The 12818-nt window shown below is 61.8% G+C and carries 13 protein-coding genes; 6 read left to right on the top strand and 7 right to left on the bottom strand.

Annotated elements, in window-relative coordinates:
• Positions 1-84: 84 nt before the first annotated feature.
• Together ACBG85_RS21930 and ACBG85_RS21925 are read right to left on the bottom strand one after the other, a co-directional pair.
• Positions 85-846: an ABC transporter permease gene (locus tag ACBG85_RS21930; protein WP_204855466.1), complete on the bottom strand. Its 762-nt coding sequence runs from the start codon at positions 844-846 to the stop codon at positions 85-87.
• On the bottom strand, positions 843-1796 hold the full coding sequence (locus tag ACBG85_RS21925; protein ID WP_372024832.1) for an ATP-binding cassette domain-containing protein: 954 nt from the start codon (positions 1794-1796) through the stop codon (positions 843-845). The genes ACBG85_RS21930 and ACBG85_RS21925 overlap by 4 nt, the downstream gene beginning before the upstream one ends.
• 93 nt (positions 1797-1889) lie before the next feature.
• Between ACBG85_RS21925 and ACBG85_RS21920 the strand changes: the two genes are divergently transcribed.
• Entirely contained in the window at positions 1890-2693 is an 804-nt protein-coding gene (locus tag ACBG85_RS21920) for a TetR/AcrR family transcriptional regulator (RefSeq protein WP_007733476.1), read from the top strand.
• Here ACBG85_RS21920 and ACBG85_RS21915 read toward each other — a convergent pair.
• Positions 2628-3611 carry a sugar-binding transcriptional regulator gene (locus tag ACBG85_RS21915; protein WP_007733475.1) on the bottom strand — a complete coding sequence of 328 codons (984 nt, stop codon included), beginning with the start codon at positions 3609-3611 and terminating at the stop codon, positions 2628-2630. The two genes, ACBG85_RS21920 and ACBG85_RS21915, sit on opposite strands and share 66 nt — an antisense overlap.
• Before the next feature lie 239 nt (positions 3612-3850).
• Here ACBG85_RS21915 and ACBG85_RS21910 point away from each other — a divergent pair, with 239 nt between their 5' ends.
• The 3 genes from ACBG85_RS21910 (at position 3851) to ACBG85_RS21900 (ending at position 8015) form a co-directional block, all read left to right on the top strand.
• A complete protein-coding gene (locus tag ACBG85_RS21910) occupies positions 3851-4678 on the top strand; it encodes an MIP/aquaporin family protein (protein ID WP_312637861.1) in 828 nt (275 codons plus the stop codon).
• A gap of 64 nt (positions 4679-4742) precedes the next feature.
• Complete coding sequence (gene glpK, locus ACBG85_RS21905; RefSeq protein WP_003939742.1) at positions 4743-6251, top strand: glycerol kinase GlpK; 1509 nt, start codon at positions 4743-4745, stop codon at positions 6249-6251.
• Between the two features lie 48 nt (positions 6252-6299).
• Positions 6300-8015, top strand: a complete 1716-nt coding sequence (locus ACBG85_RS21900; RefSeq protein ID WP_218695918.1) for a glycerol-3-phosphate dehydrogenase/oxidase — start codon at positions 6300-6302, stop codon at positions 8013-8015.
• A gap of 67 nt (positions 8016-8082) precedes the next feature.
• Here ACBG85_RS21900 and ACBG85_RS21895 read toward each other — a convergent pair whose 3' ends face one another.
• From ACBG85_RS21895 to ACBG85_RS21880, 4 genes are read right to left on the bottom strand one after another with little or no spacing between them, the layout of a single operon-like run.
• Positions 8083-9360 carry a HAMP domain-containing sensor histidine kinase gene (locus ACBG85_RS21895; protein ID WP_065455309.1) on the bottom strand — a complete coding sequence of 426 codons (1278 nt, stop codon included), beginning with the start codon at positions 9358-9360 and terminating at the stop codon, positions 8083-8085.
• Complete coding sequence (locus tag ACBG85_RS21890) at positions 9357-10034, bottom strand: response regulator transcription factor (protein ID WP_003939990.1); 678 nt, start codon at positions 10032-10034, stop codon at positions 9357-9359. Before ACBG85_RS21890 ends, ACBG85_RS21895 begins: the two co-directional genes overlap by 4 nt.
• Positions 10035-10046: 12 nt before the next feature.
• On the bottom strand, positions 10047-10610 hold the full coding sequence (locus ACBG85_RS21885; RefSeq protein ID WP_372024825.1) for a hypothetical protein: 564 nt from the start codon (positions 10608-10610) through the stop codon (positions 10047-10049).
• Positions 10603-11259, bottom strand: coding sequence for a hypothetical protein (locus tag ACBG85_RS21880; protein ID WP_003939689.1), 657 nt, complete (start codon positions 11257-11259; stop codon positions 10603-10605). Before ACBG85_RS21880 ends, ACBG85_RS21885 begins: the two co-directional genes overlap by 8 nt.
• A 253-nt stretch (positions 11260-11512) precedes the next feature.
• Between ACBG85_RS21880 and ACBG85_RS21875 the strand changes: the two genes are divergently transcribed.
• Complete coding sequence (locus ACBG85_RS21875; RefSeq protein ID WP_030535373.1) at positions 11513-12079, top strand: hypothetical protein; 567 nt, start codon at positions 11513-11515, stop codon at positions 12077-12079.
• Between the two features lie 63 nt (positions 12080-12142).
• Entirely contained in the window at positions 12143-12604 is a 462-nt protein-coding gene (locus ACBG85_RS21870) for an RNA polymerase sigma factor SigD (RefSeq protein ID WP_007733468.1), read from the top strand.
• Positions 12605-12818: the final 214 nt, after the last annotated feature.

Below are 12818 nucleotides of genomic sequence, written 5' to 3'. Positions count from 1 at the left end.
GCGCCTTTATTAACCCCCCGCGGTTAATAAAGGCGCACAGCACAAGCAGCCCCGCACCGTCAGGTGTGGGGCTTTCTTGTGTGGTCAGCTCGCGGTCTTTCGTCGGTAGAGCCAGTTCGACCACACGAATCCCACGGCGGCGATGCCCAGGCACCACGCGAGGGCGATGGCCGCGCTGTTTCCGATCGGCGTGCCCATCAGGAGTCCGCGCACAGTCTCGATGATCGGAGTCACCGGTTGGTGCCGGGCAAACCCCTGCAGCCAGGACGGCATGGTCTCAGCCGGTACGAAAGCAGTGCTGACGTAGGGCAGGAACATGATGGCGAAGGTGAATCCGCTCGCAGCCTCCGGGTTCTTGGCCAAGAGTCCCAAAGCTGTCGAGAGGTACGACATGGCAAAGACGAAGGCGACGATCGCAGCGGCGACGCCGAGCCAGCGCAACGGATCGCTGGTCGGGCGAAATCCCATGATCAGCGCAACGACGACCACGATCGCCGTAGTCAGGACGTTGCGGACGACGCTGGCCAGTACATGACCGGTCAGGACCGACGACGGAGAGATCGCCAAGGTCCGGAAACGGTCGATGATCCCGTCCTTCATGTCGCTCGAGACGCTGACCGCGGTGGTCGAGGCGCCGAAACCGGCGCACAGAAGGATGATTCCGGGCACTACGTAGTCGATGTATTCGCTACCGGTGTTGATGGCTCCGCCGAAGACGTAGACGAACAGCAGCATGAGCATGACCGGAAGGGCTATCGCGGTGATCATCGAATCCGGACTGCGCAGAACGTGTTTGAGATTCCGGCGGAGCATCACCGCGGAATCGATTGCAACGGTGGAGGTCATCGAACGCTCGCAATCTCGGGTTGGCCTGATCCGGTGAGCGCGAAGAACACGTCGTCCAGATCCGGAGTGTGAACGGAGAACTTCTCGACGGTGATCGACGGATCGTCGATCGAGTCGAGGATCGCTTTGATCGACGGAACTGCCCCGTCGGAAGGGATGTGCAGGGTCAAGGTCTCGGCATTCGAATGCGCCTGCGGTAGTGATGCCGCGGCGAGTTCGAGTTGGGCCAGGTTCTCGAATTGCAGTGCGACGTGGCCGCTGGGAACAAGGCGTTTGAGTTCGTCCGGTGTTCCCTCGGCGACGATGCGGCCGCCGCTCAGCACGCCGACCGTATCGGCCAATTCGTCTGCCTCGTCGAGGTATTGGGTGGTGAGGAAGATGGTGACGCCTGACGCTGTGAGTCCTCGAACGATCGACCACATGTCGTGGCGGCTTCGCGGGTCCAGGCCGGTGGTGGGTTCGTCGAGAAAGACGACGTCCGGTCGGGCGACGAGGCTCATTGCGATGTCGAGTCGTCTGAGCATGCCGCCCGAGTAGTTGCCGGCGCGTTTGTCGCCGAAGTCCGTCAAAACGAACTGGTCGAGCAATTCCTCGGCACGGCGACGGGAGTTCTTCCGGCCCAGGTGATTCAGTTCGCCCAGTAGGGTGAGGTTCTCGAATCCGGTCAGCAAGGTGTCGACGGCTGCGTACTGCCCGGTCACGCTGATGCGTCGCCGAACGTTCTGTGGATCTCCGGGCAGTGAATGCCCCGCGACCATGACCTCGCCTCCGTCGAAGGGGATGAGGGTGGTGAGAATTCTTACGGCCGTGGTCTTTCCGGCGCCGTTCGCGCCGAGGAGGGCGTACACCGATCCGGCCGGGACCGACAGGTCGAGTCCAGCCAGTACCTGTTGATCGCCGTAGCGCTTACGGAGTCCGCGGACCGAGATTGCGGGGATCGTTCCTGACATCGAGACCTCCAAGTAAGAACTGTGTATGTCATAAACTCGTGTTTATAGCGTACACAGTTCTAGGATGATGGCAAGAGTGAAGAGTGGGAGCTTATGGATCGCGGAGCGCTACCGAGAGCAGTTGAACTGGCCTGGGGACTGGACCAGCCGGGAACGCGGGGTCCGAAGAAGGGGCTCAGTCTCGAGCAAATTCTCGACACCGCGATCGAATTGGCCGACGCAGAAGGCGTCACCGCTCTGTCGATGGGCCGCGTGGCCAAAGCGCTCGGGTTCACGACCATGTCGCTCTACCGCTACGTGGCAAGCAAAGACGAACTGATCGAACTGATTTCGGATCGGGTGATCGGGCCGCCGCCGGTGATTCCCGACGGCGTGACCTGGCGCGTCAAGCTCGAGGCGTGGGCGAATCAGGAGTATGCCACGATGCTGAGTCGACCGTGGTGGCTCAAGCTGCCCATCACGGCTCCACCGACCGGGCCCAACAACATGGCGTGGCTCGACGCGGGTCTGAGCGCCCTCGACGGGGTCGCCCTGAGCGCCGCGTCGAAGTTCCAGGTGGTGACCAACGTGTCGTTGTTCGTCATCGGCCGCGCTCGATTCTCGGCTGACCTGGCGTCTCGTTCAGCGCAGTCGGCAGACGACGACGTCGCATACGGCGCTCTCATTGCTCGTGTCATCAATCGGGAGGGATTCCCCTACCTGAGTGCCGCAATCGAGGAAGGTGGCTTCGAGGACGGCAGCCCGGAGGGTGAGGCCGCCGGCGACGATGCCTTCGATTTCAGTTTCTCGCTCGGCTTACTTCTCGACGGAATCGAGAAGCTGGTGCAGCGGTCAGGACACCAGCGCGGTGGCGCTGACGTCGTCGATGATCAGATCGGTGATCAGCCCGCCCCGTAGTGCTCCCTCCAGGGCCGGCAGTTTTGCTGTTCCGGCGACGATGCACACGCGCCTGGCGACCTTCTCGAAAAGGTCCAGTCGCGGGCCGCTCGCGCGCTCGTTGAGTTCGATTCCGCGGTAGCTCCCGTCCGACCGGAAGAAGACGGTTGCGATGTCGCCGACCACTCCGTCGCGTCGAAGTGCTTCTGCTTCATCGGGTTCGAGGTATCCGGCGGTGTAGACGTGACTCGGTACGTTGCCGCCCGGTACGCCGATGCTGAAGACTGCCAGGTCCATTCGCTTCTGCATGTCCAAGACGCGTTTGATGCTTCGTTCGCGCCACAGTTGCTCCCGAGTTTCCGGGTAGTCGAAGAAGGCAGGCACCGGAAATCCTTGTGGCAGAGCACCGTAGGCGTCGGCGATGGTTCTGATGATGTCGCTGGCGTAAGAGATCCCGGTGGTGCGAGTATTCGCGGCGCCGTTGAGTTGCACGACGTACGAGTTGTACGTGCGTTTGGGGGCAAGGTGCTTGCTGACTTCACTGAGAGTGGTTCCCCAGGCGATCCCCATCACCATGTCGCTGTCGAAGAACGACGCCAGCAGGCGTCCGGCAAAGGTTGCGACCTTTTCGAGTCGCTCGAGATCTCCCACCAGTTCCGGCACGGTCACCACGTGGGCGCGCACTCCGTACCGTTCCGAGAACTCGCGTTCGATGCGAGGAGCCTGGCCGTGCGGGGTGCTGATCTTGATCTCGACGAGACCCGAGGTGCGCGCGTAGGTGATCAATCGGGAGACGGTGGATCGGGACACCCCCATGTCGCGGCCGATGGCAGCCATGGTCTGGTCCTGGAAGTAGTAGAGGCGTGCGGCCTGAACTGCGTCGGCGATGCGCGGGTCCGCCGGATCGGAGGTAGCGGAGTCCGAAGTGGGAGTTTCCATGGGTTCGTCCTGTCTGCACGTACGTGCAAGAGCATTGAACCGAATCTTATCCGAGTAGGCCCAGGCCGAGGCGCTCGATCACGCAAAGTCCCAGAAGTGTGTCTGTTACCCGCGTTACGGTGCGCAAATGGGACGGTTGCACATATGTGCACGAGCTATGCGTGAATGTGCAAACGGCCTTACGCTACGGGTGCAGCAATCCAAACTATGACATGCATCACAACAAAGTGAGGGTGGGGATGGAGAAAGCCAAGCGATTAGGGCTTCCAGGCGAGTTGGCAGCCGAGTTCGCCGGAACGATGATCTTGATCTTGTTCGGCGTCGGAGTTGTGGCGCAGGTTGTGTCCGGCGGGAGCGGTGGGGGTCTCGGCGGACACGACAGTATCGCGTGGGCCTGGGGACTCGGCGTCATGTTCGGCATCTATGTCGCAGGCCGGGTGACGGGTGCTCATCTGAACCCCGCAGTGACCTTCGCCTTTGCGATCTTCCGGGGATTCTCCTGGCGCAAGGTCCTGCCCTACACGCTGGCGCAGACCGCTGGAGCCTTTGTCGCGGCCCTGATCGTCCGGTGGAATTACAACGACATGCTCAATGCCATCGATCCCGGACACACAACGGCGACTCAGACGATCTTCTCGACGATGCCCGGAAACGGAACGCTCCCGGTCAGTCTGGGATCAGCGCTGATAGATCAGATCATCGGCACGGCGATCCTGTTGTTCCTCATCGTTGCGGTGACCGATACTCGGGGAACTCCGCCGCTCGCGAATCTTGCGCCCTTCGTCGTCGGTTTGATCGTGGTGGCAATCGGATTCGCATGGGCGACCAACGCGGGTTACGCCATCAATCCGGCCCGTGACTTCGGTCCGCGGCTGGCGTCGTATCTCACCGGTTACGGCAGCGCCTGGCGAGATCAGTACGGGAGCCTGTATTTCTGGGTGCCCATCGTGGGGCCGCTGATCGGCGCTCCGATCGGGGTGTTCCTCTACGACAAGCTGATTGGTCGATTCCTGCCTGACGAGTCGGTGGAGAAGGCAGCCGAGGAGCCGGCCACGGTACCGGCCTGATGGCGAATCATCATCTCTGACAGTAAATCTTTCGCACTTTCTTCGACACCAAAGGAGTAGCACGATGGCGCAGTTCGTAGCCGCGATAGACCAGGGAACCACCTCCACGCGATGCATGATCTTCGATCACAGTGGGCACGTAGTCGCTGTCGAACAGCACGAGCACACACAGATCTTTCCGCAGGCAGGCTGGGTCGAACACGATCCGATCGAAATTTGGGACAACGTCCGCAACGTCACCGCGGGCGCCTTGGCCAACGCAGATCTGACCGCGGCCGACATCGCATCCGTCGGCATCACCAATCAGCGTGAGACGGCAGTGGTCTGGGAACGAGCAACCGGAAAGCCCGTTTACAACGCCATCGTCTGGCAGGACACACGCACCGATCGAATCTGTACTGCACTCGCCGGCGAAGACGGCCCCAGGAAGTACACCGAAGTCACCGGATTGCCGTTGGCCACGTACTTTTCGGGCCCCAAGGTCAAGTGGATTCTCGACAACGTCGAGGGCGCGCGTGAGAAGGCCGAAGCAGGCGAGTTGTGCTTCGGCACGATGGACACCTGGGTGCTGTGGAACATGACCGGCGGCGTCGACGGCGGAGTGCACGCTACCGACCCCACCAACGCGTCGCGCACTCTGTTGATGGATCTCGACACTCTCGCTTGGGATTCGGCGATCTGCGCCGACATGGGCATCCCCGAATCGATGCTCCCCGAGATTCGCAGCTCGTCCGAAACTTTCGGATTCGTGCGCGAACGCGGAACGTTGTCCGGCGTGCCGATCGCCGGAATCCTCGGCGATCAGCAAGCAGCGACTTTCGGTCAGGCCTGCCTCTCGCCCGGAGAAGCGAAGAACACCTACGGAACCGGCAACTTCGTGCTCCTCAACACCGGCACCGAAAAGGTGATGAGCAAGAACGGCTTGTTGACGACGGTCTGTTACAAGATCGGTGAGCAGCCAACGGTTTACGCACTGGAAGGATCGATCGCCGTGACCGGTTCGCTGGTCCAGTGGCTTCGGGACAACCTCGGCATGATCGACAACGCGGCCGACATCGAGGTGAACGCGCGCTCTGTGGACGACAACGGTGGCGCGTACTTCGTGCCCGCGTTCTCGGGCCTGTTTGCACCGCATTGGCGCGCGGATGCACGCGGTGCGATCGTCGGTCTGACAAGGTTCGTGAACAAGGGGCACCTTGCCCGGGCGGTGCTCGAAGCGACTGCGTACCAGAGTCGTGAGGTGATCGAGGCGATGAACCTCGACTCGGGTGTCGACTTGAAGGTTCTCAAGGTCGACGGCGGAATGGTCGCGAACGAACTCCTCATGCAATTCCAGGCCGATCTGCTCGACGTCGAGGTGATCCGCCCTGTCGTTGCGGAGACCACGGCATTGGGCGCTGCGTACGCCGCTGGTCTCGCGGTCGGGTACTGGGAGAGCGAGGACGACATTCGCAGCAACTGGGCGAAGGACAAGAGCTGGACGCCGTCGATGGATTCGGCCGAGCGTGAGCGCCTGTATGCAGGCTGGCAGAAAGCCGTCACTCGGACACTCGACTGGGTCGACGCAGACTGATCGCGGCGCCCCCATTTCTACCTATTTTCAAGTGAAGGAACAGTTTTCATGAGCACAGCACAAGCATTGAGTCCGTCCTCGCGGGCGGAGTCGCTGAAGAAGTTTGAAGAAACCGAACTCGACGTCCTCGTTATCGGCGGTGGCGTGGTCGGAGCGGGTAGCGCGCTCGACGCCGCAACTCGCGGTCTGAAGGTGGGCTTGGTGGAGGCTCGTGACTTCGCGTCCGGAACCTCGAGCAGGTCGAGCAAGCTGTTCCACGGCGGACTGCGTTACCTCGAGCAGTTCAATTTTGCGCTCGTGTTCGAGGCACTGCGTGAGCGGTCGCTGGTTCTGAATTCGCTGTGCCCGCATCTCGCGAAGCCGGTGCCGTTCATCTACCCACTCGAGAAGTTGATCGACCGGCCGTACGTCGGTCTGGGCATCGGCGTCTACGACGTGATGGGCGCAGGCCGCGGGGTTCCCTCACACCACAAGCATGTGGGCAAGAAGAAGACTCTCGAATCGTTCCCTTCCGGAAAGCGCTCTGCTATCCGGGGTTCGGTCAAGTTCTACGAGGGTCAGGTAGATGACGCCCGCCACACGATGATGCTGGCGCGCACAGCAGCCGAATACGGCGCACTGTGCGTGAACAGCACCCGCGTAATCGGCTTTCTCCGTGAGGAGGACCGCGTAGTCGGGGTGAAGGCCGTGGATCTGGAAACGGGTCGCGCGTTCGAGATCCGTGCTCGTCAGGTCATCAACGCCGCCGGGGTCTGGACCGACGAGATCCAGGAAATGGTCGGTGGGCGAGGGCAATTCCAGGTTCGCGCTTCGAAAGGTGTGCACCTGGTCGTCCCGCGAAACCGCATCAACTCCTCTACCGGAATCATCACGCGGACCGAGAAGAGTCTGCTGTTCGTGATCCCGTGGGGAAGCCACTGGATCATCGGTACGACGGACACCGACTGGAACCTCGACCTCGCCCATCCGGCAGCGAGCCGAAGCGATATCGACTACATCCTCGGACATGTCAACAAGCTGCTTCAGGACGAGTTGACGCACGAGGACGTCGTCGGTGTGTACGCGGGGTTGCGTCCGTTGCTGTTCGGCGAATCGGATTCGACCAGCACTCTCTCGCGTGAGCATGCGGTGTCGAGTCCGGTCCGAGGTTTGACGGTGGTCGCCGGTGGCAAGTACACCACTTACCGCGTGATGGCCAAGGACGCTGTCGATTCCGCGGTGCACGGATTGGAACAGAAGGTGCCGAAGTCCTGCACCGAGCGTATCCAACTTGTGGGTGCCGACGGCTACTTTGCCGCGCACAACAATCGGCATCTCACCGCTGAGCGAACGGGACTGCACGTTTCGACCATCGAGCACCTACTGGGTCGGTACGGCACTCTGGCTGACGAGTTGTTCGAACTCGTCGAGGCGCGACCGGAACTGGGGCAGCCGTTGGACTCCGCCCCCGAGTACCTCAAGGCGGAGATCCACTACGCTGCGAGCCATGAGGGTGCGCAGCATCTCGACGACATCCTCACCCGTCGTACCCGCATCTCCATCGAGGTTACCGATCGCGGCGATGCGGCAGCTGCCGAAGTGGCGGAACTGGTTGCGCCGGTGCTCGGTTGGACTCCCGAGCACATTGCCGAGGAGATCGAGCACTACCGGTTGCGCGTCGCAGCCGAGCGGGAATCTCAGGAGCAGCCCGATGACCTCACAGCTGATGCGGCGCGCCTCGGTGCACCGGACGTTCGCACCGGAGTCACTGTCGGACAGGTTTGAGTCCGGGACACCACCAATGATCGGCCGGGACGCTGTGTCCCGGCCGATCGACCGAACTGCCTCGGTGTCAATCGAACTCGTCTGCCGAACATTCAGGGAGGTCGATCGTCACAACCGCGCCCTCGTTCGGATGGTTCGCGAAGTCGATACGAGCGCCGATGACCGCCGCTTGTCCCACTACGATCGTCAAGCCGAGGCCCAGGCCTGAGTTCGGGCCGCGTTCGACGGAGTTGGTCTGAAATCTCTTCGGCCCCTGGCGAAGCCACTCTTCAGTGAACCCGACGCCCCGATCTCGGACCGTGATGCGGGAGTGGTCGACGTGGACATTGATCGGCGACTTTCCGTGATTGCGAGCATTCAAGATCAGGTTGGCGATGATCCGCTCCAGTCTGCGCGCGTCGGTGTACGACACGGGGGTGCCGTGAACACTCACTTCACACTCGACTCCTGTGGTGGAAATCGCGTGACGCACCACCGGCGCCAGTTCCACCGATTGGATGTCTGCCTGCTCGGAGGTGGTGTCGAGGCGTGCCACTTCGATGACGTCCTCGGCGAGCCTCCTGAGTTTATGGACGCCGTCGCGCACCAATTCGGTTGGCCTACCGGGTGGCAGGAGCTCTGCGGCGCCGACCAGTCCGGAGATGGGCGTCCTGAGATCGTGCGCGATGTTGGCTGTCACGCGCTTCTCGGCGTCCAATTGTCCCCGTAGAGCATCGGACATCGCGTCGACCGCATCCGCCAGTTCGGTGATCTCGTCGTCGAAAAGCGACCAGGTGACCGAGCGGACGCGGATGTCCGCTCCGGTAGACACTTTGCGAGCCGCACGGGCGGCCGAGCGCAATCGATACGACATCGCGAGTCCAAGCAGCACACCCAGGACGGCACCCGCTGCGATCACTGCGATGGTGGCGTTGCGAAGTGTCCGATCGACGCTGGCGATCGATTCCCGCTGCGCGGTGTACGGGACGCGAATCGCCACCACCTGAGTGTTGACGTCGGCAGCAGCCCAGACAAATGGCTGGTCCCCGCTGTCGACAAGGTAGGTGGCACGTTTGCCGCCCACCACGGCCTGACGCAACTCTTCCGGAACGTCGAGACCATCTGTGGTGGCGCGGAACAGCGCACGCATGCTGCCCGTTTCGTCCTGCAGCACCAGTTGGAGATTGCGATCAGCTGCCGCCCGCGCTGCATCCTCTTGGTTGTGTGAAAAGGTTTGATGCATCACGGTACTGAGCGTGATCGAGGCGACGGCAATCACGAACGTGATGGCCGCCGCGATCTTCCACTGAAACGACAACCGCCTCCCGGTGGACGGGAGCTTGGCGGCGAGATCCCGCGATCTCACCGATGGTTGTCCATCGTGTAGCCGAACCCCCGGACGGTCCGGATCTGTTCGGAGCCGATCTTCGTGCGCAATCGCTGAACGTGAACGTCGACGATGCGCGTATCGCCGCCCCAGTCGTAATCCCAGACGTCCGACAGCAGTTCGGAGCGAGACCAGACTTTGCGCGGCACACTCACCATGACCAGGAGCAGCTTCATTTCGGTGGGCGTGAGAGCCACTTCGGCGCCCGAACGCGTGACGGTCACCAACTCGCGATCGATCTCCAGATCGCCGAGAGTCACGATGTCTTTCTCCGTACCGGAATGGGATTCGACCCGCCGGAGCACACTTCGGATGCGTGCCACCAGGACACCGCTGTCGAAGGGCTTGGTGACGTAGTCGTCGGCACCGGCTTCCAATCCGAGAACGATGTCGACCGGGTCGTCGCGCGCGGACAGCATGATGACCGGCACCGACAGTTCCTCACGAATGCGTCGGCACAGGCTGATTCCGTTCAGGTCGGGAAGCATCACGTCGAGGACGGCGATATCCGGCTTGGCGTCGACCGCCATATCCATTCCGGTCAACCCTCCCGATGCGGTGATCACCCGAAACCCGTTGCGTTCGAGATTCAATTGCGTTGCTTCGCGGATGACAGCGTCGTCTTCGACCAGCAAAATCAACGGATCGGTCATCGGCCTTCGCTTTCATGGGAACGGAACACTCTCAAACCCTTCAGCGGTCCACTTGTATGCAGTCGACGATTGACAGAACTCCGGAATGCCGGGGTCTTTGCACAGGTCGACCATGACCGACAATCCTCCGGTTGAGCCGACGACGTAGCGTCCTGGGTCTTGCACTCCGAAGACTTTGTGAGCGCCCGATTCGTCGATCTGGTAGACGAATCCGGCGACCATGAAGCTGACCGGTGGGGCCGGTCGTCCCCAGATGCCGACAGACTCGCAGGTGAAGACATTGACGACGGCATCTTGCCAAACGGCGCCTGTCACGGGGGAGTACCGGATTTCGTAGGGGAAGTTCGCATCACCGCACAGTCGGAGACTGTCCTTGACCGCATCGGACACTTCCGGGTCTGCTCTGAGGAGGGCAACAGGATCGATGCTCAAGCCCTGTGAGAGATCCGAGGGGTCGAGTGATGCTGCGATATTCGGAGTGGGTTCTGATTCAGGCTCGGTGGAACAGGAGGCGAGAGCAAACGCGACCGGCAGGCAAACACCGGCGAGCATCGCGCGGCGACGGCGATCAATCACGGATGAACTCCATTCCATCCCAGTGGAACTCGGTCCGAAGCGGTGGACGGGGGCAACATTCGAACTCCGGTGGCCGCGGATCCGTTTCCAGGACAGACAAACTCGCGGCGCGTTGACCGCTGACGATGAACTTTCCGCGCTCTTCGACGGAGAACAGGCGCTCACCCAGTTCGGGATCGTCTTCACTCGAACCGGCCTTGCCGCTGCGGTAGACGTAGCCGGCAAGGTTGACCGAAATCGACACTCCGGTCCCGGGTTGGTGGGCCGGTTGGCACGGATACACATTCATGACGACGAGTTCGGTCTCCGGCACGATACGCGGTGCGCCTGGATCGAGAAGGATGGACCCGACCGAGATCGGATACCAGTCAGGGCACGACCGAAGTTCTGTCTTCACTCCCTCGGACACCCCAGGATCGTCGAGGAGCGCCCGGCCCAACCTCGAGTTTTCGGCAACCCGTCTGGCCAGGTCTGCAGGTTGTGTGACGGGCAACCCGGTGGAAGCGACATCGCCTTCGATCACAACGCCCTGGGTGGACGCGCAGCCGGTGATCACGGACGCTCCGAGGGTTGCTGCCGCGAGCGCTGTACCGAACAGGCTGCGAGTACGGTCTGATCGACCGCCGCAGATGTCACTCCGATACAACACGTTCCCCTCCCCGGCCGCTGCGAACCCTCTCATCGGCATGTGCGTTTTCATACGATCACAGGTGATCTCGATATCGGAGTTTTGCCACCCACCGTTACGTAATCGTATGAATGTCAGGACCGTCGAGAGTTGGTACGCGACCGACGGAATTCTGTTACGAAACCGATGGAATCAGGCTCCTAGAGTGAGTCACGTCGGTGTTCACCGCTTGGGCGGAACGAGCTGATCCGCGTATCGAGGAGTGTGAGAGCAAATGCCTGAAGTATTGCTGACCAACAAGACTCGGCGTCTGCGAGTGCTGCTCGCCGTACTGACGATCGGGGTGGTGTGCGCGATGACAGGGTGTTCGAGTGATGACAACAGCGCTCCAGGAGACGAACCGACGACTACATCGGTGGTTGCGGCGTCTACGACCCCACCGCCGCTGACCGCAGCGACCACTTCGGAGACAGTCGAAAGCTCCAACTCGGTGGGCGGCGGTACGGACGCATCCACCCCCGGAGTCCCGGCGGGCGGAGCAGCGCCGGCCTGGACCCCGGTCTCGACCAGCGCGGTTGCCCCTGCGGCCCCTGGTCCGGCTACCGAGTCGACCAAGTGCACCGATCAGATCAATTATGTGGGTGACCCTCGTTCGAATGCGGAGATCAACAGCATCGGAGAGCAGATGGGTTCATGCCCGGCGCCGCTCCCGCCCGATGCCGTCGAGCCCTCCGAGAAGTGCACCGACCAGATCAACTACGGCGCTGACCCTCGTTCCAACGCCGAGATCAACATCATCGGGGAACAAACCGGGATCTGCCCCGAGCCGATACGCCCCTAGCGAGTTCAAAACCTGAGCAGTAGTCGGGAATTCGACCAAGAGCCGAAGCAGGGGGAGATCGGAATGACAAGCAGGGCAGGTGGACGTTCGATCGACAGTGTTGCCGACGATGCGTCCCGAGGGGATCGGGACGCGATTGCAGAACTCCTTCAACGCATCGTGCCTCTGGTGACGCGGCGCTGCCGTGCCGAACTGCGACCGCTCGACGCTGATCGTATTGCCGTCGGTATCTGCCGATCCGTCCTGTCCGACATTCGGCGACGTAGACGTGCCGGAGAAGCGTTCCTCGCGCATCTGTACGACGCGATCAGTCGCGAAATCGATTCGCTACCTGCCTCCAGTCGACTCACTCTGCCCTTCGGTGATCTGTCGGCCGCAGAACGCAACGTCTTGGTAGCTCGCATCGTTGTCGGCTTCGACGTGCGCGAGACGGCGCTGTCACTGAGAACGACAACGAGCGCCGTCGAACTCGCCCAACACCGCGCGCTGGCCAAGATCAGACGCGACAGCCTGAGCGGCGCCTGAATCAACGCTCGAAAGTCAACAGCTGCAACCCTTCGCAACTCCCGGCAACCTCACGCAACTCTTTCCCTTCGCCCGTGACCTACACGACACTGCATGGCGACGAGTGATCGAGAACGAGGAGTGTGACTGTGGTTCAACGGACGGCGCAGAAGCCGACAACCCCAGGATCGAAAAGGACCGGCGCCAAGCCTCATTCAGGGCTGGACCGGGATGC

This window comes from Rhodococcus sp. NyZ502, assembly GCF_041464245.1.
Lineage (GTDB): Bacteria > Actinomycetota > Actinomycetes > Mycobacteriales > Mycobacteriaceae > Rhodococcus_F > Rhodococcus_F qingshengii.
The sequence above is the reverse complement of the archived record's forward strand: the minus strand, read 5'-3'. Positions and strand labels throughout refer to the sequence as shown.

Bases quoted from the DNA above. Each gene is read 5' to 3' on its own strand.
- ACBG85_RS21875 (WP_030535373.1), top strand. From the start codon at position 11,513: ATGCCTGAAGTATTGCTGACCAACAAGACTCGGCGTCTGCGAGTGCTG.
- ACBG85_RS21915 (WP_007733475.1), bottom strand. From the start codon at position 3,611: ATGGAAACTCCCACTTCGGACTCCGCTACCTCCGATCCGGCGGACCCG.
- ACBG85_RS21890 (WP_003939990.1), bottom strand. From the start codon at position 10,034: ATGACCGATCCGTTGATTTTGCTGGTCGAAGACGACGCTGTCATCCGC.
- ACBG85_RS21925 (WP_372024832.1), bottom strand. From the start codon at position 1,796: ATGTCAGGAACGATCCCCGCAATCTCGGTCCGCGGACTCCGTAAGCGC.
- ACBG85_RS21910 (WP_312637861.1), top strand. From the start codon at position 3,851: ATGGAGAAAGCCAAGCGATTAGGGCTTCCAGGCGAGTTGGCAGCCGAG.
- ACBG85_RS21870 (WP_007733468.1), top strand. From the start codon at position 12,143: ATGACAAGCAGGGCAGGTGGACGTTCGATCGACAGTGTTGCCGACGAT.
- ACBG85_RS21930 (WP_204855466.1), bottom strand. From the start codon at position 846: ATGACCTCCACCGTTGCAATCGATTCCGCGGTGATGCTCCGCCGGAAT.
- ACBG85_RS21920 (WP_007733476.1), top strand. From the start codon at position 1,890: ATGGATCGCGGAGCGCTACCGAGAGCAGTTGAACTGGCCTGGGGACTG.
- ACBG85_RS21900 (WP_218695918.1), top strand. From the start codon at position 6,300: ATGAGCACAGCACAAGCATTGAGTCCGTCCTCGCGGGCGGAGTCGCTG.
- glpK (WP_003939742.1), top strand. From the start codon at position 4,743: ATGGCGCAGTTCGTAGCCGCGATAGACCAGGGAACCACCTCCACGCGA.